This window comes from Ancylobacter polymorphus, from assembly GCF_022836935.1.
GTDB classification, from domain to species: domain Bacteria; phylum Pseudomonadota; class Alphaproteobacteria; order Rhizobiales; family Xanthobacteraceae; genus Ancylobacter; species Ancylobacter polymorphus_A.
This window is the reverse complement of the sequence record NZ_CP083239.1, coordinates 2,630,740-2,656,388: the sequence shown is the minus strand read 5'-3', so window position 1 is coordinate 2,656,388 and position 25,649 is coordinate 2,630,740. Positions and strand designations below refer to the sequence as shown.

The window sequence follows — 25,649 nt, the reverse complement described above, 5'->3', positions numbered from 1 at the left end:
GCGGGGACGCGGGATTTGGAATTGCAGGAGCACGCCATGACATCCGCCACCGGCGAGAATTTCGAATCCCTCGATGACATGATCATCCGCACGGCGGAATCCACCGCCGCCAATGTCCGCGCCGCCCGGGCCGGCATCGGCGCGGTGATTTTCGGCCAGGAAGCGGTGGTCGAGCGCACGCTCATCACCCTGCTGTCCGGCGGCCACGGCCTCTTGGTCGGCGTGCCGGGCCTTGCCAAGACCAAGCTGGTGGAAACGCTCGGCGTGGTGCTGGGGCTCGACGCCCGGCGCGTGCAGTTCACGCCCGACCTCATGCCCTCCGACATTCTCGGCGCCGAGGTGCTGGAGGAAAGCGCCGGCGGGCGGCGTTCCTTCCGCTTCATTCCCGGCCCGGTCTTCGCCCAGCTCCTGATGGCGGACGAGATCAACCGCGCCTCGCCGCGCACCCAGTCGGCGCTGCTGCAGTCGATGCAGGAGGGCCATGTCACGGTCGCCGGCGTGCGCCATGATCTGCCGAAGCCCTTCCATGTGCTGGCGACGCAGAACCCGCTGGAGCAGGAGGGCACCTATCCCCTGCCCGAAGCCCAGCTCGACCGCTTCCTCATGGAAATCGATGTCGATTACCCCGACCGTGAGTCCGAGCGGAAAATCCTGTTCGACACCACAAGCGCGGAAGAGACCAAGCCGCGCGCGGTGATGACGGCGGACGAACTCGCCGCCGCCCAGCGTCTGGTGCGCCGCCTCCCCGTGGGCGAATCCGTAGTCGAGGCCATCCTCACCTTGGTCCGCTCCGCCCGTCCGGGGTCGGAGGCGGGCGACCTCTCGAAGTTCATCGCCTGGGGCCCCGGCCCGCGCGCCTCGCAGTCGCTGATGCTGGCGGTGCGCGCCCGCGCGCTGCTGGACGGGCGCTACGCCCCGTCGGTGGACGATGTGGTGGCGCTGGCCGAACCCGTGCTCAAGCACCGCATGGCGCTCACCTTCGCCGCCCGCGCCGATGGCGAGACGGTGCCGGGCGTGATCGCCAAGCTGGCGAAGCGGATCGGCTGAAGCTGTTTGTAACGGCGGCGCGCGCCGCCAAGCCTGTGTTGTAACGGCGGCGCGAGCCGCCAACCGTGTGACGGAGACCTGACCGGGTGGAATTCGACGCCGATACCGCCGTGCGAGGCGCCGCGCAGGACGCGGCCGGCCTTGTCGCGGCCATGCCCCGGCTGGTGCTGGAAGCGCGCCGCATCGCCGCCAGTGTTTATCACGGCCTGCACGGGCGCCGCCGCGCCGGCACGGGCGAGAATTTCTGGCAGTACCGCCGCTTCAACGATGGCGAGCCCTCGGCCCGCGTCGACTGGCGCCGCTCCGCCCGGGACGATCATCTCTATGTCCGCGAGCGCGAATGGGAAGCCGCGCACACGGTGTGGATCTGGCCGGACCTCTCCGCCTCCATGGTGTTTGCCTCGCCGCTGGTGTGGGAGACCAAGCGCGACCGCGCGCTCGTGCTCGCCTTCGCCCTGGCGGACCTGCTGGTGCGGGGTGGCGAGCGGGTCGGCATTCCCGGCGTGATGCGCCCTTCCGCCTCGCGCCGCATCGTCGAGAAGATGGCGGAATCGCTCATCCACGCCGCCAGCCTGCCGCAAAGCCTGCCGCCCGCCTTCGCTCCCTCGCCGCTGGCGGAAGTGGTGCTGCTCGGCGACCTGTGGAGCCCGACGCGGGAGGTGGTGGCGAGCCTTGGCGGCCTCTCCTCCTCCGGCGCCAACGGCCATGTGGTGCAGGTGTGCGATCCGGCGGAAGAGACCTTCCCCTATTCCGGCCGCGTCGAATTCCGCGAGCCGGAAAGCGGCGCCACGCTGACCATCGGCCGGGCCGAGACGGTGCGGGCGGAGTATGTCGCCCGCGTCGCGGCCCATCGCGACGCCATTCGCCGCGAGGCCGAGCGCCACCGCTGGAGCTTCCTCGTCCACCGCACCGACCGGCCGGCGAGCGAGGTGCTGCTGGCGCTGCATGCGCGCATGAGCGGCGGCCTTGGCGCCGTGCCGCCGCGCGAGGGCGCCGCTGACGAGACGGGGCATGTTTCGGGGCATCTGGCATGACCGGACTTTTCGGGCTGCCCCTCGCCTTCGCCACCCCGCTGCTGCTGACCGCGCTCGCCGCCCTGCCGCTGCTCTGGTTCCTGCTGCGCCTCGTGCCGCCGCGTCCGCGCAAGCTCGCCTTCGCGCCAATGCGCCTGCTGCTCGACATTCCGCCAAAGGAAGAAACCCCGGCCCGCACGCCGTGGTGGCTCACCGTGCTGCGGCTCCTGCTGGCCGCGCTCATCATCCTTGCCGCCGCCGGGCCGATCTGGAATCCGCCCGTCGCCGGCCCGGCCTCGTCCGGCCCGGTGGTGCTGCTCATCGATTCCGGTTGGCCCGCCGCCGCCGGCTGGTCTGCGCGCCTCGCCAGCGCCGAGGGCGTGGTCGCCGATGCCGATCTCGAAGGGCGCGGCGTCATCCTCATCCCCACCGGCGAGCCGCCGCTGGAGCCCCGCGTGATCTCCCCGCGCGAGGCGCGCGAGCGGCTGCGCACGCTCGCCCCCGCGGCCTTCGTGCCCGACCGCGCCCCGGCTTTCGCCAGCCTGGCCAAGGCGCTCGCCGCCGCGCCGGAGGCGAGCGTGATCTATCTCTCCGACGGCGTCGCCCTCGACAGCGCCGGCACCGCCCCGGCCGATCTCGCCGCCATCATTGGCAACCGGCCGCTCACCACGCTGGTCGATGGCGTCACCGAGCCGCTGGCGCTGGCGGCGGCCGACAATGCGGTGGACGCGCTCACCGTGAAGGTGCTGCGCGCCGGCCGCGAGAGCGCACCTCGCGCCGGCATGGTGCGCGCCTATGACATGCGCGGCCTGCCGCTGGGCGAGGCGCCCTTCGCCTTCACCGCCGGCGCCGGCGAGAGCGAGGCCCGCTTCGACCTGCCGGTGGAAATCCGCAACGAGGTGGCACGGCTCGACATTCGCGACGAGGCCTCTGCCGGCGCGGTGCAGCTGCTCGACAAGCGCTGGCGCCGCCGCACCGTCGGCGTGGTCTCCGGCGTCGCCGCCGACCAGCGCCAGCCCTTGCTCGCGCCGTCCTATTACCTCACGCGGGCGCTCGCCCCCTTCGCCGATATCCGCACCGCCGAGGGCACCTCCACTGCCGAGGCGGTGGACCGCTTCATCGAGCAGAAGCTGCCGGTGATCATTCTCTCCGATGTCGGTACCCTGCCGGCGCAGACGCAGGCCCGCCTCGCCCGCTGGGTGGAGGGCGGCGGCGTGCTCATCCGCTTCGCCGGCCCGCGCCTCGCCAATGGCTCGGACGAGCTGGTGCCGGTGACGCTGCGGCGCGGCGGGCGCGTGCTCGGCGGCTCGCTGTCCTGGGAACAGCCGCAGGCGCTCGGCGGCTTTTCGGCCGAAGGCCCGTTCCGCGACGTGGCGGTTCCGAACGACATCACCGTAAACCGCCAGGTGCTGGCCGAACCCGACGGGCTGTTGGCCTCCCGCACCTGGGCGACGCTCACCGATGGCACGCCGCTCGTCACCGGCGAGCGGCGCGGCGCCGGCACGCTGGTGCTGTTCCACGTCACCGCCGACACGTCGTGGTCGAACCTGCCGATCTCGGGCGCCTTCGTGGAAATGCTGCGCCGGGTGGTGGCGCTGGGCGGTGCCACCGCCAGCGAAGCCGCGACGGATGCCACCGGCGGGCCGGTGCTGAGTGGCGAGACGCTCGCCCCCACCCGGCTGCTCGACGGCTTCGGCGCCTTCCGCCCGACCCTGCCCACCGCCAAGGCGATTCCCGTCGGCTATCGCGGCCGCGCCAGCGCCGACCATCCGCCGGGCTTCTACGGCCCGCCGGACGGGCTGGTGGCGGTCAACGCCCTGTTGCCGCGCGACCGGCTGGTGGCGCTGGACCTCTCAAGCCTCGGCCGGCTGGAGCCCTACCGCGACGCCGCCCCGCGCGATTTGCGCGCGCCGCTCTTGGTGGCGCTGCTGGCCCTCCTTCTGGTCGACGCCATGATCGTGTTCCTGCTCGCCGGCGGCGCCTCCCGCCTCACCTCCCGTCGGACGGCCGGGGGTGCGGCCGCGCTGTTGCTGGCGCTCGGCCTCGCCACCGGCGCGCCGGGCGACGCCCATGCCCAGCCCAAGCCCATGACCCCGCCGCTCGCCCAGAGCGCGCAGGCTCCTGCACCGGCCGCCGCGCCGGACAAGCCGATGACGCCGGGCGAGATCGATTTCGCGCTGCAGGCGACCAATTCCACCCGCCTCGCCTATGTCGTCACCGGCGATGCCGAGACCGACGCGGTCAGCCGCGCCGGGCTGAAGGGGCTCACCGATTTCCTCGGTGAGCGCACCGCGCTGGAAGCCGGCGAGCCGATGGGCGTCGACGTCGCGCGCGACGAGCTCTCCTTCTTCCCGCTGATCTACTGGCCGATCGTGCCCGGCGCCGAGCGCCCGAGCCCGCAGACGCTGGCGCGCGTCGACGCCTTCATGAAGCAGGGCGGCACCGTCATCTTCGACACGCGCGACGCCGAGACCACGTTGCCCGGCTCCAACGGCGCCGGTTCGCCCGCCAATGCGACGCTGCGCGCCATTCTGGAGGGGCTCGACATTCCCGAGCTGGAGCCGGTGCCGCGCGACCATGTGCTGACCAAGGCGTTCTATCTGCTGCGCGATTTCCCCGGCCGCTTCACCGGCGGCACCACCTGGGTGGAAGCGCTGCCCGCCGCCGACGAGGCGGAGGAACGCCCGGCCCGCGCCGGCGACGGCGTGTCGCCGGTCGTCATCACCTCCAACGACCTCGCCGGCGCCTGGGCGGTGGACGAATACGGCCAGCCCCTGCTCCCGGTCTCCGATGGCGGCCCGCGCCAGCGCGAACTCGCCTTCCGCGCCGGCGCCAACCTCGTCATGTATGTGCTCACCGGCAACTACAAGGCCGATCAGGTGCATGTGCCGGCGCTGCTGGAAAGGCTGGGGCAGTGAGTTGTTTTCAGGTCACCCCGCCCGCCTCCCTCTCCCCGTCGGGGAGAGGGGGCCCGCGCAGCGGGTCGGTGAGGGGCCACGACGCTGCCGGTGCGTGCAGCCCCCTCACCCCATCCCTCTCCCCCCTGGGGAGAGGGGGTAAAACCCGCGCCGACGGATGCCTCCCATGAATCTCGGCCTCGCCTTCGATCCGCTGATCCCGCTGCCCTGGCTGATCGCCGCGGCGGTGATCGCCAGCGCGGTGGCGCTTCTGGTCATTGTCTCGCGCACGCGCGGCTCGCTGCTGCGCGCGCTCGCCATTGCGCTGGCCGTGCTGGCGCTGGCCAATCCCTCGCTGACCCGCGAGGAACGCGAGCCGCTCTCCACCGTGGTCGCCGTCGTCGTCGACCAGAGCGCCAGCCAGGATTTCGGCGAGCGCACGCAGATGACGCAGGCCGCCCGCGCCGAGCTGGACAGCCGCCTCGCCCGGCTGAAGGAACAGGGCGCCGAGATCCGCTTCATCGACGCTGGCGGCGGCGCCGGCGAGGTGGACGGCACGCGCCTGTTCACCGCGCTTTCCGCCGGCCTCGCCGATGTGCCGCCCGAGCGGGTGGCCGGCGCCATCTTCCTCACCGACGGGCGGGTGCACGACATCCCCGCTACCGTCGCCGCGCTCGGCTTCCGCGCGCCGGTGCATGCCATCATCTCCGGCCATGAGGGCGAGCGCGACCGGCGCGTGGCGCTCACCTCCACCCCGCGCTTCGGCATTGTCGGGCAGAACCAGACCATCGGCTACCGCGTCGAGGACGAGGGCGCCCCGGCCGGGGCGCGCGTCGCCGTCACCGTGCGCCGCGACGGCGAGGTGGTGGCCCGCCCCATCGTCACCTCGGGCCAGCCGGCGCAGGTGGATGTCGAGATCACCCATGCCGGCGCCAACATCGTCGAGATCGAGGCCGCCGGGCTGGAGGGCGAACTCACCCCGGTCAACAACCGCGCCGCCGTCTCCATTGACGGCGTGCGCGACAAGCTGCGCGTGCTGCTCGTCTCCGGCGAGCCGCATGTCGGCGAGCGCACCTGGCGCAACCTCCTGAAATCCGACGCGAATGTCGATCTCGTCCACTTCACTATCCTGCGCCCGCCGGAAAAGCAGGACGGCACGCCGATCAACGAGCTGTCGCTCATCGCCTTCCCGACGCGCGAGCTGTTCCAGCAAAAGATCAAGGATTTCGATCTCATCATCTTCGACCGCTACGCCCAGCAGGGCGTGCTGCCGATGATCTATTTCGACAATATCGTGCGCTATGTGCAGGAGGGCGGCGCGCTGCTGGTTTCCGCCGGCACCGACTACATCTCCGACGGCTCGGTCTATTACACCCCGCTCGACGCCATCCTGCCCGCCGGCCCGACGGGGCAGATGACCGAGACGCCCTACCGCCCGCAACTGACCGAAGCCGGCCAGCGCCACCCCGTCACCCGCGCTCTGCCGGGCTCGGAGAGCACGCCGCCGGCCTGGTCGCGCTTCTTCCGTCTGGTCGACACCGATGCCGCGCGCGGCACCAGCGTGATGGACGGGCCGAACGGCAAGCCCGTGGTGCTGCTCGACCGCGTCGGCGAAGGCCGCGTCGCCTTGCTGCTGTCCGATCATTTCTGGCTGTGGGCGCGCGGCTATGAGGGCGGCGGCCCGCATATCGACCTGCTGCGCCGGCTCTCGCACTGGCTGATGAAGGAGCCGGATCTGGAGGAGGAGCGGCTGCGCATGGTGGCCAGCGGCGGCGACATCATGGTCGAGCGCCAGACCATGGGCGACAGCGCCCCGCCCGTCACCATCACCACACCCACCGGCGCCACGCGGCGCGTGACGCTGGAACCCGCCGCGCCCGGCCTGTTCCGCGTCACCTTCCCCGCCGACATGCTCGGCCTGTGGCGCGCCAGCGACGGCACCCACACGGCGCTGGTGAATATCGGCCCGCTCAACCCGCTCGAATTCGCCGAGGTGACCTCGACCACGCAGACGCTGCGCCCGATCCTGGAAGCGACCGGCGGCGGCGTCTGGCGCATGGCGGACCTCGCCGGCTTTGTCCCGCGTGTCGTCGCGGTGCGCTCGGGCGAGCGCTTCGCCGGCGAGGACTGGATGGGCCTGCAGATGCGCGAGGTTTCCGTCGTGCGCGGGCTCGGCCTGTTCCCGCTCTTTGCCGGCCTGTCCGGCCTGCTCATCCTGCTCGCCGGCGTCGCCGCCGCCTGGGCCCGCGAGGGACGGTAAGGCCGACCCGGCGGCTTGGCTTCTGCATAAGCGGACGCCGGGGCTGGCCCCCGCGCCCGCGACCGGTCATGTTCGTGCGCCAACGAGTCGGAGCACCCATGACCCGCATCTATGGCTTCATCGCCGCCAGCCTTGATGGCTACATCGCCGACCGTAATGGCGGCCTCGACTGGCTCACCCCGTTCGACGATGTCGATTCCGGCTATCACGCCTTCATTGCCGAAATCGGCACGGTGGTGATGGGCCGCGCGACCTATGAGGCGATCATGGCCATGCCGGGCGGCTGGCCCTATGCCGGACGGCGCGGGCTCATCGTCACCTCGCGCCCGCTCGACGACGCCCCTGCCGGCGTTGCCGCCTGGACGGAAGGCGTCCCGGCGCTCATCGACCATGTGCGGACGAACGGAGACGGCGCCGCGTGGGTGGTCGGCGGCGGCGGGCTGCAGGCGGCCTTCATCGCCGCCGACGCCCTCGACCGGCTGGACCTGTTCGTGATCCCCGTGCTGCTCGGGGGCGGCATTCCGCTGTTTCCGCCGGGCGCAACGCCGGCCCGGCGGCTGCAGCTTGAAGACACCGAACGCTACGCCAATGGCATGGCGCGCCTGCGCTACGCGCTTTCCTGAAGCGCCGCCGGGGCGAAGGCCTTGCGCACGGCGCCGCGCACCTCGTCCAGCGGCGTGGCGTCGAGCGGGCACACCAGCACCCGCGCCGGGTCAACCGGGCCGGGCAGGCTCACCTGCCCGCGCGGCACGCGCTGAAAGCCCATGCGGCCATAATAGGGCTCGTCGCCCACCAGCAGCACCAGCCGCGCCGCGCCGTCGCCCTGCGCCAGCACCGCCTTCGCCGCGTCCAGCGCCCGTTCCACCAGCCGCCGGCCGATGCCGTGCGAGCGGAAGGGCGGTTCCACCGTCAGCGGCCCGAGCAGCAGCGCCGGCAGTTCGCCGATGACGATCGGCGTCAGCCGCACCGAGCCGACCAGCATGGTGCCGATGGAAGCGGTGAAGGAGAGGTCGCGCCGGTGCGGATTGCCCTCGCGCAGCCGGAAGGCGGTGCGGGCATAGCGGCCGGGGCCGAAGGTGCGGGCGATCAGCCGCTCGATGGCGGCATCGTCGGCGGGGGTTTCGGGCAGCAGGGAAATGGAAAGCTCGGTCATCGGGACTCTCGGCGCTCAGGATCGGCGGTTCGCCGCACCGAGCGGCCGTGGATCACGGCCGCCGGCGGGCGCGAACGGGCAGGCACACGCGCGCAAAGGCGCGGCGGGCTCGCTCGTCTCGTCGTCGCTGGGCCGGCAACCGGAACATCGGGCTTTCCTCGATCGGACGCGCCCGATAGCACGGACAGCGCGCGAGGTCGAGCCGTTGCCGGGCACGAAGGGCATGGAATAGGCTCCCGGCATGACCGCGCCCGACATCCGCCCCCTCGGCCCCGACACCGCCACCATCGACGCTCTCGCCGCCCTGCTCATCGAGACGGTGGCGGGGGGCGGCTCGGTCGGCTTCATGCATCCCGTGGCGCCGGAAAAAGCCGCCGCCTTCGCCCGCGCCAGCCTGGAAGCGGCGGCGCGCGGGGAACGCATCGTGTTCGGCGCCTTCGTCGACGGCACGCTCGCCAGCACCGTGACGCTGCTGCTCGCTCTGCCGGAGAACCAGCCGCACCGCGCCGAGATCGCCAAGATGATGACCGCGCCTGCCTTTCGCGGCCGGGGCCTGGCCCGCGCGCTGCTGATTGAGGCCGAGCGGCAGGCCACCCTGCGCGGCCGCACCCTGCTGGTGCTCGACACCGCCGAAGAGGAAGGCGCCGCCGGGCTCTATGAGAAAGCCGGCTTCACACGCGTCGGCGCCATCCCGGATTTCGCACTGAAGCCGCATGGCGGGCTGACCGCGACGCTGCTCTATGTGAAGCGCCTCGCCCCGGCCGGCTGATACCGGCATCCGCGCAAGACCGCCCTCTCCTTCGTGCAAACGGGAAAGCTGGCCTCCTCCGCCGCGCGCCCTATTGTCAGCGGCAACAGGGAGAGCGCGCATGGGACTGCTGGTCGAAGGCAAGTGGGTCGACAAATGGTACGACACCAAGAGCACGGGCGGGCGCTTCGTGCGCACCACGACGAGCTTCCGCAACTGGATCACGGCGGACGGCAGCCCCGGCCCTTCCGGTGAAGGCGGCTTTCCCGCCGAGGCCGGGCGTTACCATCTCTATGTCTCGCTCGCCTGCCCCTGGGCCCACCGCACCCTCATCATGCGGGCGCTGAAGGGGCTCGAAGACATCGTCTCCGTCTCGGTGGTCGATCCCTTCATGGGCGCGGAAGGCTGGGTGTTCGCCGACCACGCCGCCCGCCGGAGCGAGGGCGCCACCACCGATGCCGTGCTCGGCAAGCAGCGGCTCTACGAGGTCTATCTCGCCGCCGATCCCGCCTATTCCGGCCGCGTCACCGTGCCGGTGCTGTGGGACAAAAAGCGCGGCACCATTGTCAGCAACGAGTCGGCGGAAATCATCCGCATGCTCAACACCGCCTTCGCCGCCTTCACCGAGGACCGGCACGACTATTACCCCGCCGCCCTCGCCGGCGAGATCGACGCGCTGAACGCCCGCGTCTATGACGCGGTGAACAACGGCGTCTACAAGGCCGGCTTCGCCACCGCGCAGGACGCCTATGAGGAGGCGGTCACCGCCCTGTTCAAGGAGCTGGACGCGCTGGAAGCTCGGCTTGAGGGCCGCGACTGGCTGCTGGGCGAGGCGCTGACCGAGGCCGATATCCGCCTGTTCACCACGCTGATCCGCTTCGACCCGGTCTATGTCGGCCACTTCAAGTGCAATATCCGCCGCATCTTCGACTATCCGAACCTGTCGCGCTTCGTGCGGGCGTTCTACGCGTTGCCGGGGGTCGCGGGCACGGTGAACCTCACCCACATCAAGCGGCACTATTACGAGAGCCACAAGACCATCAACCCCACCGGCGTGGTGCCGGTGGGGCCGGAGGTGTGGTGGGGGTGAGGGGCCTCGCTTCAGCCACTTCCCCGACGGGAATTCGATTGCGCGGTGCGAAGCGGCGCCTATATTCCGTGAGAGGCATTGACCAGATCAGGCATAGCCATGTCGACGAAATCGCAACATGTCGCGCCGCGTGGCGACAAATGGATCGTCCGGACGACGGGTGCCGGCCGCGCCAGTGCGACATTCGCCACCCAACAGGAAGCCGTTGCGCGCGCACGCTCGATTGCCAAGGAGCGCGGCACCGAGCTTTACATTCACGGCACCGATGGCCGCATTCGCGAGCGCTTGTCCTACGGCAAGGATCCCTTCCCGCCCAAAGGGTGATGCTTGTCGGACTTCGCCAGAAGCGTCTTTATCAATTGCCCATTCGATGAAGAATTCGAGCCGATCCTTCAGGCGGTGCTGTTCTGCACGATCTATCTCGGCTTTACGCCGCGGATCGCCACGGAAAGTGCCGATTCTGGGGCGGTGCGGCTAGAGAAAATCAAAACGCTTATCGCGGAGTCGAAATACTCGATCCACGATCTCAGCCGCATTCAGGCACGCCGCCGGGGCGAGCATTTTCGGCTCAACATGCCGTTCGAACTTGGCCTCGACTATGGCTGCCGGCAGTTCTCGGGTGGCGAGCACCGGGCCAAGAGAATCCTCATCCTGGAAGAAAAGCCTTATCGTTATCAGGCCGCCATTTCGGATCTCGCCGGCTGCGACATCCAGGCTCATGCGGGACAGTTTGCCACCGCCATCCGCAAAGTCCGCAACTGGCTGGTGAGCGAAGCCGACATCCGGGCCGATGGCGCCACGCGCATACTCGCGGCCTATGAAGACTTCCAGACGTGGTATTATGAGCAGCAACTGGCGGCAGGGTTCTCCGAGCGCGACATCAGAGATTACCCGACCGCTGAATTGTTGGTGGCGATGAAGCAATGGGTCGCCAGCGATGGGCGCCCCTAGCCCCCTCACTTCCCGTCGAACCACGCCTTCCACTGCGGCACGGCGGTGGCGAAGGTGCCGCGATGGGTGGTCTTGCCGGTCGAGACCGCCTCCACCGCCGGGTTGCCCGTGCCCATCGCCCGCTGATAGGTCTGCGCCAGCTGGCCGAGGCCGGGGGTGATCACCTCGTCGGCCTCGCCGTAGTAATTCCGCACCGGCGACTTGATGACCCAGCGATAGGCGGTGGTCGCCTTGACCAGCCGCCCATAGGCCGACTCGGCAAAGAACTGCGGGTCGAAATAGGCCGGGCGGATCAGCTTCTTGAGGTCGGTGGGAATGGCGGCGGGGTCATAGGGCTCGCGCGCATAGGCCTTGCGGGCGATCTCATAGGTCTCGTCCGTCAGCAGCGCCCGCGCCAGCCCCGGCACGCCATAGTAATTCTCGAACGAGAAAGAGGAGAGGATGAACAGCGAGGTCACCCATGACGCGTCATTGGGGCGGGGAAAGTCGAGAAACCCGCTCAGCGCGACATAGATGTCCACCGGCGCGCTGGCGGTGGCGGCGGCGTCCACCTTCACGCCCTCCGCCTCCAGCTTTTCCAAGAGCGCCATGGTGACGAAGCCGCCCTGCGACCACCCGGCGAGATAGAGCTTCGGCGTGTCGATCTTCAGCGCCGCCAGTACCTGCCGGCTGGCGGCGAGCATGTCGGCGGTGGCCTGCTGGTGACTCGCCTTCACCATATAGCCCTCCGGCTCGGTGGAGAGGCCGAGGCCGAAATAATCGGCGCCGATCACCACATAGCCCTGCCCGGCGAACTGGGCGACCATCAGCGCCGTCTCCGGCGACTGGGCGATGAAGGACGGCACCTCCTGTTTCCCGTACACCGTGCCGTGCTGGTAGGACACCAGCGGGAAGCGGCTGCCGGGCAGATCGGGAATGGCGATCAGCCCCGTGGCCACGGTCGGCCGGTTACCGCGTTCGGGAATGAGGCTGGGATAGGTGACGCGATAGAGCTTCACCGCGTTCTTCGCAGGCGTGTAGCTGACGCTAATGCCGGCAAAGGCCGGAATCTGCTTGTTGAGCACCTCGTTCAGGCGCGCGACATCCCAGCGTTCGAGAAATTCATAACGCACGCCGCCGGCCACAGTGACGGCGCCGGCCTCCTGCGCCCGCGCCGGGGCGGCGATGGCAAGGGCGAGCAGGCTGAAGAACAGGGCGAAAGGCGCGGCGATGCCGCGACGGCGGGAGAACAGGGCCATGATCTGCCGGAAGCTGGGGGGGGTGGCGGGCCGCGGACCGGCAGGGCGCCGGCACGCCCCCGCCAGATACCACCCTCAGCCGACCAGCGCCACGCTCTCGTGGGCGGAGGCCATCTCCGCCTCGGTGCGCTTGCGGAAGCGCACCATGGTGTACATGCCGAGCGCCACGTCGCGCTTAACGGGCAAATCCACCGTGCCGTTGCGCACCGCCCAATTGTGCAGCCGGGCGAACTGGAATTCCGGGCGCCAGCCGAGCTTGCGGGCGCGGCGGGCGAACCAGCGCTCGAAAGCGGCGCGCGGGCCGTCCTCGGCGCCGAGATGGTTCACCAGAATGATCTCGCCGCCGGGCTTCAGCACGCGGGCCATCTCGTCCAGCGTCTCCTCGGGGTGCGGCACCACGGTGATGACGAACTGCGCCATCACCACGTCGAAGGAATTGTCGGCAAAACCCATATGGGCGCCGTCCATCAGGCAAAGGCCCTCGACATGGGTGAGGTTTTCCTTCGCCACCTTCTCATGCGCCTTGCGCAGCATGGGCTCGGAAATGTCGACGCCGACGATGCGGTTGCTGCGCTTATAGGCCGGCAGGGCGAAGCCGGTGCCGACACCGAAATCGAGGATCCGCCCGCCGATCTTTTCCGCCGCCTGCAGCGCCGCCTTGCGGCCGGGCTCGAACACCGCGCCGAAGACGATATCGTAAATCGGCGCCCAGCCGGCATAGGCCTCTTGAACGGTGGCGTGATCGAGATCGGTCTTCATGCGGTTCCCCTTGCACAACCCCGGGCCGGCGCGCCCATTCCTGCAGCCTTGTCGCGATGCGACGCGGCTGCAGTTTCCTGATCTTGGAGCACTTTCTTATCGATCCGGTGAATTCACCGGATCGGAAAGGGCTCTAACGTAACGTCAACTCAGGCCGAATGTGCCATCATCTCCGCGTCACGTGTCAGTGTGGTGAACGGCGCCAGCTTGCGGCGGATCACGCCGCCGCCGAGCATGCGGGTACCGGCCTCGCCATCCTCGTAGAACACGCAGGCCTGCCCCGGCGCCACGCCTTCCTCGGTGCCGTGCAGCCGCACCTCCACCCCGCCGCCCTCGGCGGGGGCAAGATGACCGGGCACCGGCGCGCGGGAGGAACGCACCTTCACATAAAGCTCGCGCTCGCGCGCGGCGGCCTCCTCAAGCGTTTCCTCGCCGAGCCAGTTCACCTCGTCGATGCGGATGGCGGAAACGCCGAGCGCGGCGCGCGGGCCCACCACCACCTGCCGGCGGCCGGCATCGATGCCCACCACATAGAGCGGCTCGGAAGCGGCGATGCCCAGCCCCTTGCGCTGGCCGATGGTGAAGCGCATCACCCCGGCATGCCGGCCCAGCACCCGCCCGTCGAGATGCACGATCTCGCCCGGCTCGGCCGCCTCCGGGCGCAGCTTCTCGACAATGGCGGTGTAATGGCCATTGGGCACGAAGCAGATGTCCTGGCTGTCCGGCTTGTCCGCCACCTTCAGCCCGAAGCCCTCGGCCAGCGCCCGCACTTCCGGCTTGGTGGTCTCGCCGAGCGGAAAGCGCAGCATGTCGATCTGCGCCTGGGTGGTGGCGTAGAGGAAATAGCTCTGGTCGCGGTTCTCATCCAGCGGGCGGAACAGGCCGCGCCGCCCGCCGTCCATCGTCCGGCTGGCGACATAATGGCCGGTGGCGAGAATGTCGGCGCCGAGGTCGCGCGCGGTCTCCAGCAAATCGCGGAACTTCACCGTGCGATTGCAGTCGACGCAGGGAATGGGCGTCTCGCCGGCCGCATAGGCATCGGCGAAGCGCTCGATCACCGCGTGGCGGAAGCGGCTTTCATAGTCGAGCACGTAATGGGGAATGCCGAGCTTTTCGGCCACGGTGCGCGCGTCATAGATGTCCTGCCCGGCGCAGCAGGCGCCGGGGCGGTGGTGCATCGCCTCGCCATGGTCGTAGAGCTGCAGCGTCACCCCCACCACATCATAGCCCGCCTGCGCGTAAAGCGCGGCGACGACGGAGGAATCCACGCCGCCCGACATCGCGACCACGACGCGCGTCTGGCTGGGGGCTCGGTCGGTGTCGTCGAGACGGATCATGGCGGGGCGGAAACCGGGAGAAAAAAGGACGCGTGCGACGCACTATATAGGGCACCTCGGCGATTTCATGAACCCTGCGCGGCGCGCCCGGGCGTCTGCGGTAACATTTTGCCCAAGCGCAGACGCCGGAGGTGTTGCCGTTGCGGCACGAAAAGTAAACAAACTCCTTCGCAACTATTAACGAAGCAGCAATCACTTAGCGCTCACGGGGTGGTGATTCGCTTAGGAGAATATTTAAATCTCCATCGCTATGCTCACTTTCATTGGTCGTGTGTATTGAGTGAGTGAAACATGACAGAACCCTATCGCCCGAGGGTGAAGTATGTAATCGGGCCGGACGGAAGTCCGTTGACCATTGCCGATCTGCCCCCGCCGAACACCCGGCGCTGGGTCATCCGCCGCAAGGCGGAAGTCGTTGCCGCCGTCCGCGGCGGGCTCCTCAGCCTGGAGGAAGCCTGCAGCCGCTATACGTTGACCACGGAAGAATTTCTGTCCTGGCAGGCCTCCATCGACCGCCACGGCCTCGCCGGCCTGCGCACCACGCGCATCCAGCAATACCGGCAGTAAAGCGGCGACGGCGTCCGACATTTCCGGCCGCCGCCGCCCGACGTCTCCCCATAAGCCCGCAAGCCGGCTTCCCCCTCGGCCTCAGCCCTCCAGCGCCGCGAGATAGTCGCGCCCCGTCAGCATGAACGGTGCATAGCGGCCCGGCCAGGTCTCTTCCCGCGCGCGCCGGCTGGGTCGGCAGCGGGGATCATAAGAATAGAAATCGGCCCAGCTCGCCTCACCGTCGAGCCGGCGCGCATAACCGGCAAGCGCCGGCAAGGTCTCGACGGGATCTTCGGCGCCAAGGTCGAAATTGATCTCGATTTCTTCACCGACATACACCGTCACGGCGGGGTAATGGGCGATGTCGACCAGACACACGCTCACCTTGTCGATCTCATCCACCGCACGAATGAACGCGGAGGGACGTGAGCGTGCATGGAACCCGTGAAGGTCGAGCATGAGGCGAGGCGCCACGCGGCGGGCGACGCCGTGCAGACGCTCCGGCCTGTCGAGCTGCAGGAACTCGACAAAGGGCGCCGCTCCCTCGGGCTGCGCGAAGCTAATTTCAAGATTGCCGTATAGCCAGTAGGGCTGCCGCGTCGCATGCGGCGCCGGCTCACCGATCGTCTTGGTCGGCTCCCCCAGCAGGGCGACGATTTCCTCCATCGAAGCGCCCGGCCGGACAGGCCCGAGGCAGCCAGTGTTGAGAAAATCGACGAGCGACGCGCGGATCATGCCGCAGCTTAGCTGGCGCGGCGGGCCCTCGTCGCCCCCCCTCAGCCGAGCCCGCCCAGAAAATCCGCCAGCGCCGCGCCGGCGGTCTCCACCGTCCCGACATTCAGCACGGTGAGGTCCGGCGGGGCGTCGAGCGCGGGCTCGCGCTTCAGCCGGGCGAGCACGTCCTGCGCGCTCTCGCGCCCCCGCGCGGCGATGCGCGCGGCCAGCATCTCCACCGGCGCGGTGACATGCACAATCTTCACCCGGGCGAAGCGGCGGCGCGCCTCGCTCACCGCCGCGCGCGAGCCATTGGCGACCACGGTGCAGCCGGCGAGAATATCCTCCGCCACCTCCGCCCCCAGCGCGTAGCTGAGCCCGTTGGCCCGCCAGTAGAGCGGGAAGCTGCCAAGCGCGACGCCTTGCGCGAAATCGCGCTCGTCCAGCGCGATATGGTTCTCGGTGGCATCCGCCGGCCGGGTGATGCGCCGGCGGGCGAAGCGCAGGTCGGTGCGCTCGGCCAGCCGCGCGCGGGCATAGGCGAGCAGCGTGTCCTTGCCGGCGCCCGAGGGGCCGACCACCAGCACCAGCAGGCCGGGGCCGAGTTTTTCGCCCACGTCCAGAGCCTGCGCCACCATTGCCTCGCCGTTCACGCCACGCGCTCCCCCTGCCGCCACACCGCCCGCGCCGCCGGGCCGGCCCCGGCCGCCGAGACGCGGATGAAATCCGCCCGCAGCCCCGGCGCCAGCCGGCCGCGATCGCTGAGCCCCGCCGCCTGCGCCGGATTGGCGCTCACCATCGCCACCGCCTGCGGCAGGGTGATGACGCCTTCCGTACGCGCCGGCAGGTCGAACGCCGCCAGCAGCAGGCTGCCGGGCACATAGTCGGAGGAGAGAATGTCGAGCACGCCCCGCCGCGCCAGGCTCTCGGCGGCGACATTGCCGGTGTGCGAGCCGCCGCGCACGATGTTGGGCGCGCCCATCAGCACGCGGATGCCAGCGGCATGCGAGGCGTCCGCCGCGCGGTCGGTGGTGGGAAATTCGGCGATCGCCACCCCGTCCCCGATCGCCTCGGCGACGTGATCGTCGGTGGCGTCGTCATGGCTCGCCAGCACGATGCCCTGCGCGCGGGCCATCTCCACCAGCCGGGCGCGGTTGGGTCGGGCGTAGCGGGCATGCGCCTCCTGCCGCTCGGAAACGATGAGGTCGAGCTCGGCGTCGCTCATGCCGCTCTTCTTCTTGTAATAGCTGCGGAACTGCGCCTCTGTCATGAACTGGCGCTGCCCCGGCGTGTGGTCCATCAGCGAGATCAGCCGCACGCCGGCCTCGTCGAGCAGCGCGCCCGCTTCCTCCACCACGCCGTCGGCGGTCACTTCGCAGCGCAGATGCACGAAATGTTCCGCCCGCAGCACGCCGGCGTCGCCCGCCTCGCGCACCGTGGCGGCGAGCAGCGCCGCGTCGCCATCCATGCCGGCCGCGCGCTTGTCCGGCCACACCCGCAGCGAATCGAACACGGTGGTGATGCCGGAAGCGGCGATCTGCGCGTCATAGGCGGTCACCGCCGCGAAGGCGTTCCAGGTCACGCGCGGGCGCGGGTAGAGATGGCCTTCCACATGATCGGTGTGCAGTTCGACAAAGCCGGGCAGCACATGGTCGCCGCCCATGTCGATGGCGCCGCGCGGTGCCGTGCCCTCGCCGATCTCGGCGATGATCCCGTCGCGCACCACGAGATGGCCGGGGCGCACCTCGTCTTCCAGCACCAGCAGGGCGTTGGCGTAGACCGTCTCGTTCATCATTCCCTCACGCCGCCGCTTTCACGCCGCCACCTGGCCGAAGCTCGTCACGTCGATCACCCGGTCGCACACCGCCTCGCGCACTTCCGCATCGTGGAAAATGCCGAGAATGGCGACGCCGGCCCGCTTCTTCTCCTCGATCAGTTCCACCACCACGGCACGATTGGCCGCGTCCAGCGAGGCGGTCGGCTCGTCCATCAGGAGCAGCGGGCGATGGGCGATGAGCCCGCGCGCGATGTTCACCCGCTGCTGCTCGCCGCCGGAGAAGGTGGCGGGCGGCAGGGCCCACAGCCGCTCCGGCAGGTTCAGCCGGGCGAGCAGCTCGCCCGCCCGCGCCACCGCCTCCTCCGCCGCCACGCCGTCATGGATCAGCGGTTCGGCCACCACGTCGAGGGCGCCGACGCGGGGGATCACCCGCAGGAACTGGCTGACATAGCCCATGGCGGTGTCGCGCAAGCGGATCAGCCGGCGCGGCGGCGCGGTGGCGACATCCACCACCTCGTCGCCATCGCGCACGCGGATCGCGCCGTCATCGACGCGGTAATTGCCGTACACCATCTTCAGCAGCGAGCTTTTGCCCGCGCCCGAAGGCCCGCCGAGCGCCACGCACTCGCCGGCATAGAGGTCGAAGCCGGCGCCGTTGACCACGGGCAGCCGTGCCCCTTCGCGCAGATGCAGGATGAAGGTCTTGGCGACGCCGGAAACGGAAAGGATGGGGTTAGTCGCCATGTCGTGTCTTCCTTGTCAACCCGGCCGAAGCGAAGCGGAGAGCCGGGATCGCGGGCCGACCGCGCGCTCCCGTCGGCAGACGATCCCGGCTCGGCGCGTGCCGCGCCGTCCGGGATGACGGTGAAGAGGGGGGCGCCATGCTCACGCCGCCAGCACCGAGGAGACGAGCAGCTGGGTGTAGGGCTCGCGCGGGTCGTCCAGCACCTGGTCGGTGATGCCGGTCTCGATCACCCGCCCGTGCCGCATCACCACCATGCGGTGCGAGAGCAGCCGGGCCACGGCGAGGTCGTGGGTGACGATGATCACCGCCAGCCCCAGCTCCGCCACCAGCTGGCGGATGAGATCGAGCAGCCGCGCCTGCACCGACACATCGAGCCCGCCGGTGGGCTCGTCCATGAACACGAGGCGCGGGCGGGTGACGAGGTTGCGGGCGATCTGCAGCCGCTGGCGCATGCCGCCGGAAAAGGCGCGCGGGTCGTCATCCACCCGGTCGGCGGCGATTTCGACCTTGGCCAGCCAGTCGATCGCCTCATTGCGGATATGGCCATAGTGCCGCCAGCCGACCGCCATCAGCCGCTCGCCAACATTGCCGCCGGCCGAGACCGCCATGCGCAGCCCGTCCGCCGGGTTCTGCCGCACGAAGCCCCAATCGGTGCGCATCAGCAGCCGCTTCTCGGCGGCGCCGAGGCTGGCGAGGTCGGCCATCCGTCCGTCGCGCAGCCGGTAGGAGACGCTTCCGGCGCTGGCTTCCAGCTCGGTGGAAAGCAGGCCGAGCAGGGTCGACTTGCCGGAGCCGGATTCCCCGACCACGGCCAGCACCTCGCCGGGATAGACCTCCAGCGACACGTCGCGGCAGCCGAGGCGGGCGCCGTAATTCTTGGAAAGACCCTCGGCGATGAGGAGGGGTTGTTCGTTCATGACGCGCCTCTCTTCTACTTCGTCATCCCGGACGGCGCGGCACGCGCCGATCCGGGATCGCTTGCCGATAAAGGCGTGGCAGGCACGCCCGAAGCCCCCTCACCCGGCCCTTCGGGCCGACCTCTCCCCGACGGGGAGAGGTGAAGCGCGCCGTCTGCTCCCTCTCCCCGCGGGGGAGAGAGTTGGGGTGAGGGGGAAGCGCCGGACATCTCGCCCCGATGGCCGGCTTCCTGCCGCCCGTTGCAGTAATCGGTGTCCGAGCAGACGAACATCCGCCCGCCCTTGTCGTCGAGGATCACCTCGTCGAGATAGACCCCGCTCGCCGCGCACAGCGCGCAGGGCTGGGCGAAGCGCTGCACCCGGAAGGGATGATCCTCGAAATCGAGCGAGCGCACCTTCGTGTAAGGCGGAATGGCGTAGATGCGCTTCTCGCGCCCGGCACCGAACAGCTGCAAAGCCGGGCAGTCGTCGAGCTTCGGGTTGTCGAATTTCGGGATGGGGGACGGGTCCATCACATAGCGCCCCGCCACCTCCACAGGGTAGGCATAGGTGGTGGCGATATGGCCGTGGCGGGCGATGTCCTCATAGAGCTTCACATGCATGAGGCCATATTCCGCCAGCGCGTGCAGCTGCCGCGTCTCGGTCTCGCGCGGTTCCAGAAAGCGTAGCGGCTCGGGAATCGGCACCTGGTAGACGAGGATCTGGTGCTCGGCGAGCGGCGTTTCGGGAATGCGGTGGCGGGTCTGGATGACGGTCGCCTCGCGTGCCGAGGTGGTGGTGGCGACCCGCGCCGTCTTCTCGAAGAAGCCGCGAATGGCCACCGCATTGGTGGTGTCGTCGGCGCCCTGGTCGATGACCTTGAGAACATCGTCCGGCCCCAGCACGGCGGCGGTGACCTGTACGCCGCCCGTGCCCCAGCCATAGGGCATGGGCATTTCGCGGGCGGCGAACGGCACCTGATAGCCGGGTACGGCGATCGCCTTGAGGATCGCCCGGCGAATCATCCGCTTGGTCTGCTCGTCGAGATAGGCGAAGTTGTAGGTGATTTCGGGCATGGCCCCGGTCGCGTGGGCGTTCATTCCGCCGCCTCCTTGATCCCGTCCGCCGGCCGCTCGGCTGCCTGTTCCGCGCGCATGCGGCGCACGAGGTCGAGTTCCGCTTGGAAGTCGACGTAATGCGGCAGCTTGAGGTGCTCGACGAAGCCAGTCGCCTGCACATTGTCGCAATGGGAGAGCACGAATTCCTCGTCCTGCGCCGGGGCGCCGGGCTCCTCGCCCAGCTCCTTCCAGCGCAGCGCCCGCTCCACCAGCGCCATGGACAGCGCCTTGCGCTCGCATTGCCCGAAGACGAGGCCATAGCCGCGCGTGAACTGCGGTGGCGTGGTCGCCGAGCCTTTGAACTGGTTCACGCTCTGGCATTCGGTCACCTGCACCGTGCCGAGCGAGAGTTCGAAGCCGAGTTCCGGCGCCTCGAAGATCACCTCGACATCGCCGAAGCGGATTTCGCCGACAAAGGGATGCGAGCGGGCATAGCCACGCTGGGTGGAATAGCCGAGCGCCAGCAGATAGCCCTCATCGCCGCGCGCCAGCGTCTGCAGCCGGGTGGAGCGGTCGACGGGGAAGGAGACGGGCGCGCGGGTGATGTCGAAGGGTTCGGCGCCGTCATCGGCGGGGGCGGCCTCGATCAGCCCCTCCTGCCCCAGCAGGTCGGTGACGCGCGGCATGGCGACGGGGGCGTCGGCGGGCGGATCGGCCTGTCTGGCCTCATCGTCCACCTCACCGGCCTCATCGGTCACACCAAGAGAGGTGTCCAGAAGCCGGTGGGTGTAGTCGAAAGTGGGCCCGAGAAGCTGGCCACCCGGCAGGTCCTTATAGGTCGCGGAAACGCGCCGGCGCACAAGCATCTCAGACGTATCAAGGGCTTGCGCATAGCCGAAGCGCGGCAGGGTGGTGCGGAAGGCGCGGATGAGGAAGATCGCCTCGATCAGGTCGCCGCGCGCCTGCTTCACCGCCAGCGCCGCAAGCTCCACGTCATAAAGCGACCCCTCCGCCATCACCCGGTCCACCGCCAGCGTCAATTGCTGCGCGATCTGGGCGAGGCTGACCGAGGGCAGATTCCTGTTTCCGCGTCGACACTTAGCGAGAAGCGCGTGGGCGTTGCGGATGGCCTTTTCGCCGCCTTTGGCCGCCACATACATGGCTCAACCCTCCTTCACGGTGACGGAACGCGGCAGGCCGGCAACCCCGCCCGCCCCCGCCAGCAGCAGGTCGACCCCGAGCGGAAAGCCCGCCCGATTGGCCGCCATCCGCTCGATAAAGTCCGCCGGCAACGGCGCCGCGCCGAAAGCGGTGCGGCCGTTGATTCCCGGCCCTTCCAGCACCAGCCCGGCGGTGAAGGAGTCGACCTGCAGGATCAGCGTCGCGGAGATGTCCGGAAACTCGGGTGAGCCCTGGGCGAAGTCGAAAAAATCAGGCATGTCAACGGGTTCGGCGATCAGCGCGAAGCGCGCCTCGCGCGCCTCCGCCACGATCGGCGCGCCGGTGTGGAAGCGCAGAAAGTCGACCACAGCGGGCGCGCCCGCGAGGGCGGGATCGAGCCAGAGCGGGGTTTCATAGTCGCACAGCGCCAGCACCAGCGCCGCCGCTTCCGCATTGAGCGGTGCCGGCGGGGTCAACCCGGCGCGGATCGGTTCCACCCGCCCGGGGCGTGACAGCGCCCACATGGCGGCGCGGAAGGTCGCCTGCTGGTCGAAGACGGGATCGGCGAAGCCAGCGGCCATAAGTGTCTGGGACATATCAATCTTCCCCGCGCACGAGGGTGAAGAAATCGACCTTGGTGGCCGCCGTCTCGGCCCGCACCTGCGCCGCCTGCACCGCCAGCCGCGCCCGCACCGGCGCCAGCGCCGCATCGACCTCGGCCCGGCGCGTCTCGTCCTGCCACAGCGCGTCGAGAATGGCGGCGGCGCGGGCCGCCTTCACATCGCGACCGAGGCGATAGGCGAAGCCGCTGGCGCCCCCTTCAAGCCGCACGGCGGCGCGGGAAACCGTCGCCTCGCCGAGATTGAATGCGGCGCCGTCGCCTCCGGTACGTCCGCGCAGCATCACCAGCCCGACCTCCGGCGGCTTGAGATCGGAGGCCACCGGCAGCGGGGCGAAGCCGGCCAGAACGGCTTCAAGCTCGCCCGCCTCGGCCCGCGCCATCAGCGCCATCGCGTCCTGCCGGGGCGAGCGGGAAGCCGCGCCATTGTTGGGTTTTGAAGGGGAAGGCTGCATTGGAAAAATCCGCTGACCTGCCGTCAAGGCCGTTTACATTTCGACGGATTTGTATATTCATCTATACAAACAGGCAAGAGTGGTTTTGCAGCGCGGTAGAAATATGGACCCGACAAACGACAGCGCCGTGACGACGCCCCCCTCCCCGGCGGAAGACGTGGCGCGCGGCACGGGCGTCGCGCTGTGGAAACAGATCGCGGAGCGGATCGAGGCGGATATCATCGAAGGCCGCCTCGCCGCCGGCGCCCGCCTGCCGACAGAAAACGAGCTGGCGGAACGCTTTGGCGTCAATCGCCACACGCTGCGCCGGGCACTGGCCCACCTCACCGAGCGGCGACTGATCGAGGCCACGCCTGGGCGCGGCACCTTCGTCAAGGAGCCGCCGATCCGCTACCCGATCGGGCCGCGCACCCGCTTTTCCGAGATCGTCTCGCGCGAAGGCCGCGCGCCCGGCGGCCGGCTCATCGGCTCGCGCATCGAGCCGTCCTCGTCCGAGATCGCGCAGGCTCTGGGGCTCGCCCCCGGCGCCGAAGTGCTGCGGGTGGACATGATCCGCGAGGCCGATGGCGTGCCGATCACCGTCGCCTCGCACTGGTACGAGGCCGACCGCTGCCGCGACCTCGACCTCCTGGTCGCCGCCACCGGCTCGGTGACACGGGCGCTGGAGACGCTCGGCCTCGGCGATTACCGCCGCCTTGAAACCCGCATCACCGCCCGCCCCGCCGATGAGGAGGATTGCCGCCTGCTCGCCCTCCCCGCCGGCCGCACCGTCATGGTACTGGATGCCATCAATGGCGACGCCCAGCGCCGCCCGATTCAATATTCGCGTGCCCGCTTCTGCGCCGACCGGGTGCAGCTTGTGGTGAAGAACTGAAAGGACCGATCATGGCCGCCCTCACCCGCCTTGAGGACCTCCGCGCGCTCTATGGCGAGGTGCGCGAGCGCAGCCGCCGCAAGGTGCTGCCGGCCATCGATCCGCACTCCCGCACCTTCATCAGCTTCTCGCCGCTGGTCATGCTGTCGTCCATGGGCGCGGATGGCCGCGCCGATGTCACCCCGCGCGGCGACGCGCCCGGCTTCGTCGTGGTCGAAGACCCCTCCACCCTGCTGCTGCCGGACCGGCCGGGCAATAACCGGCTGGACACGCTCACCAATCTGATCGGCAACCCAGCGGTGGGCCTGCTCTTCCTCATTCCCGGCGTCGACGAGACACTGCGCGTGAATGGCCGCGCCGAGATCCACGACGATGCGGACCTGCTCGCCCGCTTCATCGTCAACGGCAAGGCGCCGACGACGGTGCTGCGCATCGCGGTGGAGGAGGTTTACCTGCACTGCGCCAAGGCGTTCATGCGGTCGGGTGCATGGAATCCAGAGAGCTTCCTGCCGCGCGACCGCCTGCCCAGCATGGGCGAGATGATGCGCGACCAACTCGGCATGGCCAGCGCCGAAACCCAGGCGGAGATGCTGGAGCGCTACCGCGCCACGCTGTACTGAGGCCGCGCTCGCACGGGGTGGCGCCCCACCAACGGCCCATTAACCCGATGTCGCCATGATGGGACGCACGGGAAACGGGGACGAAAGCGCGATGGACGACGAGCGCCTGCGGGGCGAGACGCCCGGCCTCTCGCTGCGCGACGCGATTCGCGCCGCGCGGATGGAGGCGGCGGAGCGTTCCGGCGTCATCGTCGAGCTGCGCGACGCGACCCTCGCCCGCCTTTCCATGCTGAACGAACTGCTCGACCCGGTCTTCGCCCAGGTACCGCTGGAGCATGTCGACCTGTTCGACCGCGGCCTCATGCCGGGCGAAATCCCGCGTCTGTTCATCGACATGGTCGCGCATGTGACGCTGGCGCGCGACCGCCGCACCTACCGCTTCCTGCAGGATACGCGCTCAGGCCGCCACGTGCTGGCCGAGAGCGCCAATGCCAACGACATCGTCGACGCGGTGACGCGCTACATCGCCCGCCGGCTGATCGCGCGCGAACAGGCGATGGTCAGCGTCGGCGCGCCGCCGGAGATCGCGGCGGCCGAACCGCACCCGGCGCCGCACCACCCCGCCCCGGCGCCGCCTGCACCGCCCGAAACCGACCGGGCCGAGGGCGGCGGGCGCGCCCTGCCCTTCCTGCTGGGCCTCGTTCTCGGCGCGCTGGTCATGTTCGCGCTGACGAGCTTCTACCCCGAGATCACCGCCCGCTTATCGCTTCCGTGATCACCCGTGTCCCGCGCGAGGCCACGGTGGTCTCGCCCTGCTGGAAGCCGCGCGCCTCCAGCGTGCAGCGCCACGGAAAGCCGCCGTCCGAGACGCGCTCGATGCGGTAGAGGTGGTAGCCGCCCGGCCAGTGGCGGTCTTCCGGCCCGGCGGCGAAGGATGGCGCCTCGACGACCGGAATCAGGCCCGAATGCGGGCCGGGAATCATCTCCACCATCGGCACATGGTCATGGCCGCAAATGACGAGTTCCGCCCCGTGGCGGGCCAGAACCCCGCGCACGCGCTCCTCGTCGATCAGCCGCTTGTGCCCGGCGCGCAGACCCGCAGGGGGGTGATGGATCATCACCACCCGGAACAGCCCCTCGGCGCCCAGTTGGTCCAGCGCCGCGCCAAGCCGCTCGCACTGCGCCCGCCCCACCTTGCCGGTCGCCATGAAGGGACGGGTGGGAATGGCGGAGGACACGCCGATCAGCGCCACCTCGCCGCGTCGGCGCACGAAGGGGAAGGCGCTTTCATCGGTCACATCGCCATTTACCCCGTCGCCACGCATATAGTCGCCCCAGTTGAGGAGCGAATGGTGAGCGGTGGAGCGGACATAGGCGTCGTGATTGCCAGGCACGACCGTCACATCGAGGCCGTCGCCCAGCGATTTGAGGAAGTTGAGCCCGGTGGCGAATTCGGCCGCGAGGCCGACATTCACGAGATCGCCGGTCACCGCGATATGATCGGGCGCCATCGCCTTGATGTCGTCGACCAGCAGGTCGATCGTGGCGACGGAGAAACGGTGCTGGCGGCCGCGCCGCCAGTTGAGCACGCCAAGCGCCCGCTTTCCCGCCAGCTCGGCGAAGCGAGCGCGCGGCAGCGGTCCCAGATGAGCGTCGGTGACATGGGCGAGAACAAACACGCGGGCATCCTTATCAGCCCGGAGCGGGGAAAGGAAAGCGCCGGCGGTCACCCTTTGGGCAGTCCGCCC

27 protein-coding genes are annotated in these 25,649 nt (G+C 69.6%); 13 read left to right on the top strand and 14 right to left on the bottom strand.

Translation table 11 applies throughout. From position 1 onward, the window contains the following. Positions 1–36: 36 nt before the first annotated feature. The 5 genes from K9D25_RS12535 to K9D25_RS12515 all read left to right on the top strand — a co-directional run bounded on the left by K9D25_RS12535 (position 37) and on the right by K9D25_RS12515 (position 7,840). Complete coding sequence (locus K9D25_RS12535) at positions 37–1,047, top strand: AAA family ATPase (protein WP_244375613.1); 1,011 nt, start codon at positions 37–39, stop codon at positions 1,045–1,047. 86 nt (positions 1,048–1,133) lie between these two features. Further along, complete coding sequence (locus K9D25_RS12530) at positions 1,134–2,081, top strand: DUF58 domain-containing protein (protein WP_244375611.1); 948 nt, start codon at positions 1,134–1,136, stop codon at positions 2,079–2,081. Continuing rightward, positions 2,078–4,978, top strand: a complete 2,901-nt coding sequence (locus K9D25_RS12525) for a DUF4159 domain-containing protein (protein ID WP_244375609.1) — start codon at positions 2,078–2,080, stop codon at positions 4,976–4,978. The genes K9D25_RS12530 and K9D25_RS12525 overlap by 4 nt, the downstream gene beginning before the upstream one ends. A 166-nt stretch (positions 4,979–5,144) precedes the next feature. After that, entirely contained in the window at positions 5,145–7,217 is a 2,073-nt protein-coding gene (locus K9D25_RS12520; protein ID WP_244375607.1) for a hypothetical protein, read from the top strand. Positions 7,218–7,315: 98 nt separating this feature from the next. After that, on the top strand, positions 7,316–7,840 hold the full coding sequence (locus tag K9D25_RS12515; RefSeq protein ID WP_244375605.1) for a dihydrofolate reductase family protein: 525 nt from the start codon (positions 7,316–7,318) through the stop codon (positions 7,838–7,840). Here the strand turns inward: K9D25_RS12515 and K9D25_RS12510 are convergent. After that, positions 7,825–8,370: a GNAT family N-acetyltransferase gene (locus K9D25_RS12510; protein ID WP_244375603.1), complete on the bottom strand. Its 546-nt coding sequence runs from the start codon at positions 8,368–8,370 to the stop codon at positions 7,825–7,827. The two genes, K9D25_RS12515 and K9D25_RS12510, sit on opposite strands and share 16 nt — an antisense overlap. A 241-nt stretch (positions 8,371–8,611) precedes the next feature. On the opposite strand from K9D25_RS12510, the gene K9D25_RS12505 reads away from it, so the two are divergent. The 4 genes from K9D25_RS12505 to K9D25_RS12490 all read left to right on the top strand — a co-directional run bounded on the left by K9D25_RS12505 (position 8,612) and on the right by K9D25_RS12490 (position 11,159). Next, the gene (locus K9D25_RS12505) at positions 8,612–9,139 is read left to right on the top strand and encodes a GNAT family N-acetyltransferase (protein WP_244375601.1); all 528 of its coding nucleotides are present in this window, start codon (positions 8,612–8,614) and stop codon (positions 9,137–9,139) included. A 100-nt stretch (positions 9,140–9,239) separates the two neighbouring features. Further along, entirely contained in the window at positions 9,240–10,208 is a 969-nt protein-coding gene (locus K9D25_RS12500; RefSeq protein ID WP_244375599.1) for a glutathione S-transferase family protein, read from the top strand. 99 nt (positions 10,209–10,307) lie between these two features. Continuing rightward, on the top strand, positions 10,308–10,532 hold the full coding sequence (locus tag K9D25_RS12495) for a DUF2188 domain-containing protein (RefSeq protein ID WP_244375597.1): 225 nt from the start codon (positions 10,308–10,310) through the stop codon (positions 10,530–10,532). A gap of 3 nt (positions 10,533–10,535) precedes the next feature. After that, positions 10,536–11,159 (top strand): hypothetical protein, encoded by a 624-nt coding sequence (locus K9D25_RS12490; protein ID WP_244375595.1) that lies wholly within the window; start codon positions 10,536–10,538, stop codon positions 11,157–11,159. 5 nt (positions 11,160–11,164) lie between these two features. On the opposite strand, the gene K9D25_RS12485 is transcribed toward K9D25_RS12490, so the two are convergent. From K9D25_RS12485 to mnmA, 3 genes are all read right to left on the bottom strand, one after another. Next, on the bottom strand, positions 11,165–12,397 hold the full coding sequence (locus K9D25_RS12485) for an alpha/beta hydrolase (RefSeq protein WP_244375593.1): 1,233 nt from the start codon (positions 12,395–12,397) through the stop codon (positions 11,165–11,167). 75 nt (positions 12,398–12,472) lie between these two features. Beyond that, entirely contained in the window at positions 12,473–13,156 is a 684-nt protein-coding gene (locus K9D25_RS12480; protein ID WP_244375591.1) for a class I SAM-dependent methyltransferase, read from the bottom strand. A gap of 149 nt (positions 13,157–13,305) precedes the next feature. Then, positions 13,306–14,493: a tRNA 2-thiouridine(34) synthase MnmA gene (gene mnmA, locus K9D25_RS12475; protein WP_244375590.1), complete on the bottom strand. Its 1,188-nt coding sequence runs from the start codon at positions 14,491–14,493 to the stop codon at positions 13,306–13,308. Between the two features lie 291 nt (positions 14,494–14,784). Here mnmA and K9D25_RS12470 point away from each other — a divergent pair, with 291 nt between their 5' ends. Beyond that, positions 14,785–15,060: a DUF1153 domain-containing protein gene (locus K9D25_RS12470; protein ID WP_244375589.1), complete on the top strand. Its 276-nt coding sequence runs from the start codon at positions 14,785–14,787 to the stop codon at positions 15,058–15,060. 81 nt (positions 15,061–15,141) lie between these two features. On the opposite strand, the gene K9D25_RS12465 is transcribed toward K9D25_RS12470, so the two are convergent. The 9 genes from K9D25_RS12465 to phnG form a co-directional block, all read right to left on the bottom strand. Beyond that, the gene (locus K9D25_RS12465; protein ID WP_244375587.1) at positions 15,142–15,777 is read right to left on the bottom strand and encodes a hypothetical protein; all 636 of its coding nucleotides are present in this window, start codon (positions 15,775–15,777) and stop codon (positions 15,142–15,144) included. Positions 15,778–15,818: 41 nt separating this feature from the next. Beyond that, positions 15,819–16,409, bottom strand: a complete 591-nt coding sequence (gene phnN, locus K9D25_RS12460; protein ID WP_347881445.1) for a phosphonate metabolism protein/1,5-bisphosphokinase (PRPP-forming) PhnN — start codon at positions 16,407–16,409, stop codon at positions 15,819–15,821. Beyond that, positions 16,406–17,548 (bottom strand): alpha-D-ribose 1-methylphosphonate 5-triphosphate diphosphatase, encoded by a 1,143-nt coding sequence (locus K9D25_RS12455; RefSeq protein ID WP_244375585.1) that lies wholly within the window; start codon positions 17,546–17,548, stop codon positions 16,406–16,408. The genes phnN and K9D25_RS12455 overlap by 4 nt, the downstream gene beginning before the upstream one ends. A 21-nt stretch (positions 17,549–17,569) precedes the next feature. After that, the gene (gene phnL, locus K9D25_RS12450) at positions 17,570–18,277 is read right to left on the bottom strand and encodes a phosphonate C-P lyase system protein PhnL (protein WP_244375583.1); all 708 of its coding nucleotides are present in this window, start codon (positions 18,275–18,277) and stop codon (positions 17,570–17,572) included. A 141-nt stretch (positions 18,278–18,418) separates the two neighbouring features. After that, positions 18,419–19,195, bottom strand: coding sequence for a phosphonate C-P lyase system protein PhnK (phnK, locus tag K9D25_RS12445; RefSeq protein ID WP_244375581.1), 777 nt, complete (start codon positions 19,193–19,195; stop codon positions 18,419–18,421). A gap of 14 nt (positions 19,196–19,209) precedes the next feature. Beyond that, positions 19,210–20,274: an alpha-D-ribose 1-methylphosphonate 5-phosphate C-P-lyase PhnJ gene (locus K9D25_RS12440; RefSeq protein ID WP_432207876.1), complete on the bottom strand. Its 1,065-nt coding sequence runs from the start codon at positions 20,272–20,274 to the stop codon at positions 19,210–19,212. After that, the gene (locus K9D25_RS12435; RefSeq protein WP_244375579.1) at positions 20,271–21,392 is read right to left on the bottom strand and encodes a carbon-phosphorus lyase complex subunit PhnI; all 1,122 of its coding nucleotides are present in this window, start codon (positions 21,390–21,392) and stop codon (positions 20,271–20,273) included. The genes K9D25_RS12440 and K9D25_RS12435 overlap by 4 nt, the downstream gene beginning before the upstream one ends. Before the next feature lie 3 nt (positions 21,393–21,395). Continuing rightward, positions 21,396–21,989 carry a phosphonate C-P lyase system protein PhnH gene (phnH, locus tag K9D25_RS12430; protein WP_244375577.1) on the bottom strand — a complete coding sequence of 198 codons (594 nt, stop codon included), beginning with the start codon at positions 21,987–21,989 and terminating at the stop codon, positions 21,396–21,398. Between the two features lies 1 nt (position 21,990). Then, entirely contained in the window at positions 21,991–22,467 is a 477-nt protein-coding gene (gene phnG / locus K9D25_RS12425) for a phosphonate C-P lyase system protein PhnG (RefSeq protein WP_244375575.1), read from the bottom strand. 103 nt (positions 22,468–22,570) lie between these two features. On the opposite strand from phnG, the gene phnF reads away from it, so the two are divergent. The 3 genes from phnF to K9D25_RS12410 all read left to right on the top strand — a co-directional run bounded on the left by phnF (position 22,571) and on the right by K9D25_RS12410 (position 24,676). Continuing rightward, a complete protein-coding gene (phnF, locus tag K9D25_RS12420; protein WP_244375573.1) occupies positions 22,571–23,341 on the top strand; it encodes a phosphonate metabolism transcriptional regulator PhnF in 771 nt (256 codons plus the stop codon). Positions 23,342–23,352: 11 nt separating this feature from the next. Continuing rightward, positions 23,353–23,961, top strand: coding sequence for a pyridoxamine 5'-phosphate oxidase family protein (locus tag K9D25_RS12415; RefSeq protein WP_244375571.1), 609 nt, complete (start codon positions 23,353–23,355; stop codon positions 23,959–23,961). Positions 23,962–24,052: 91 nt separating this feature from the next. Further along, positions 24,053–24,676 (top strand): hypothetical protein, encoded by a 624-nt coding sequence (locus tag K9D25_RS12410; protein ID WP_244375569.1) that lies wholly within the window; start codon positions 24,053–24,055, stop codon positions 24,674–24,676. On the opposite strand, the gene K9D25_RS12405 is transcribed toward K9D25_RS12410, so the two are convergent. After that, a complete protein-coding gene (locus K9D25_RS12405) occupies positions 24,651–25,580 on the bottom strand; it encodes a metallophosphoesterase family protein (RefSeq protein WP_244375567.1) in 930 nt (309 codons plus the stop codon). The genes K9D25_RS12410 and K9D25_RS12405 overlap by 26 nt on opposite strands. Positions 25,581–25,649 lie beyond the last annotated feature (69 nt).

What these genes read in the sequence shown, in the direction of transcription:
- phnG (WP_244375575.1), bottom strand. Translation starts at nt 22,467, where the DNA reads ATGCAGCCTTCCCCTTCAAAACCCAACAATGGCGCGGCTTCCCGCTCG.
- K9D25_RS12520 (WP_244375607.1), top strand. Translation starts at nt 5,145, where the DNA reads ATGAATCTCGGCCTCGCCTTCGATCCGCTGATCCCGCTGCCCTGGCTG.
- phnH (WP_244375577.1), bottom strand. Translation starts at nt 21,989, where the DNA reads ATGTCCCAGACACTTATGGCCGCTGGCTTCGCCGATCCCGTCTTCGAC.
- phnF (WP_244375573.1), top strand. Translation starts at nt 22,571, where the DNA reads ATGGACCCGACAAACGACAGCGCCGTGACGACGCCCCCCTCCCCGGCG.
- K9D25_RS12415 (WP_244375571.1), top strand. Translation starts at nt 23,353, where the DNA reads ATGGCCGCCCTCACCCGCCTTGAGGACCTCCGCGCGCTCTATGGCGAG.
- K9D25_RS12495 (WP_244375597.1), top strand. Translation starts at nt 10,308, where the DNA reads ATGTCGACGAAATCGCAACATGTCGCGCCGCGTGGCGACAAATGGATC.
- phnK (WP_244375581.1), bottom strand. Translation starts at nt 19,195, where the DNA reads ATGAACGAACAACCCCTCCTCATCGCCGAGGGTCTTTCCAAGAATTAC.
- K9D25_RS12505 (WP_244375601.1), top strand. Translation starts at nt 8,612, where the DNA reads ATGACCGCGCCCGACATCCGCCCCCTCGGCCCCGACACCGCCACCATC.
- K9D25_RS12440 (WP_432207876.1), bottom strand. Translation starts at nt 20,274, where the DNA reads ATGAACGCCCACGCGACCGGGGCCATGCCCGAAATCACCTACAACTTC.
- K9D25_RS12435 (WP_244375579.1), bottom strand. Translation starts at nt 21,392, where the DNA reads ATGTATGTGGCGGCCAAAGGCGGCGAAAAGGCCATCCGCAACGCCCAC.
- K9D25_RS12535 (WP_244375613.1), top strand. Translation starts at nt 37, where the DNA reads ATGACATCCGCCACCGGCGAGAATTTCGAATCCCTCGATGACATGATC.
- K9D25_RS12465 (WP_244375587.1), bottom strand. Translation starts at nt 15,777, where the DNA reads ATGATCCGCGCGTCGCTCGTCGATTTTCTCAACACTGGCTGCCTCGGG.
- mnmA (WP_244375590.1), bottom strand. Translation starts at nt 14,493, where the DNA reads ATGATCCGTCTCGACGACACCGACCGAGCCCCCAGCCAGACGCGCGTC.
- K9D25_RS12485 (WP_244375593.1), bottom strand. Translation starts at nt 12,397, where the DNA reads ATGGCCCTGTTCTCCCGCCGTCGCGGCATCGCCGCGCCTTTCGCCCTG.
- K9D25_RS12525 (WP_244375609.1), top strand. Translation starts at nt 2,078, where the DNA reads ATGACCGGACTTTTCGGGCTGCCCCTCGCCTTCGCCACCCCGCTGCTG.
- K9D25_RS12455 (WP_244375585.1), bottom strand. Translation starts at nt 17,548, where the DNA reads ATGAACGAGACGGTCTACGCCAACGCCCTGCTGGTGCTGGAAGACGAG.
- K9D25_RS12410 (WP_244375569.1), top strand. Translation starts at nt 24,053, where the DNA reads ATGGACGACGAGCGCCTGCGGGGCGAGACGCCCGGCCTCTCGCTGCGC.
- K9D25_RS12470 (WP_244375589.1), top strand. Translation starts at nt 14,785, where the DNA reads ATGACAGAACCCTATCGCCCGAGGGTGAAGTATGTAATCGGGCCGGAC.
- phnL (WP_244375583.1), bottom strand. Translation starts at nt 18,277, where the DNA reads ATGGCGACTAACCCCATCCTTTCCGTTTCCGGCGTCGCCAAGACCTTC.
- K9D25_RS12480 (WP_244375591.1), bottom strand. Translation starts at nt 13,156, where the DNA reads ATGAAGACCGATCTCGATCACGCCACCGTTCAAGAGGCCTATGCCGGC.
- K9D25_RS12510 (WP_244375603.1), bottom strand. Translation starts at nt 8,370, where the DNA reads ATGACCGAGCTTTCCATTTCCCTGCTGCCCGAAACCCCCGCCGACGAT.
- K9D25_RS12500 (WP_244375599.1), top strand. Translation starts at nt 9,240, where the DNA reads ATGGGACTGCTGGTCGAAGGCAAGTGGGTCGACAAATGGTACGACACC.
- K9D25_RS12515 (WP_244375605.1), top strand. Translation starts at nt 7,316, where the DNA reads ATGACCCGCATCTATGGCTTCATCGCCGCCAGCCTTGATGGCTACATC.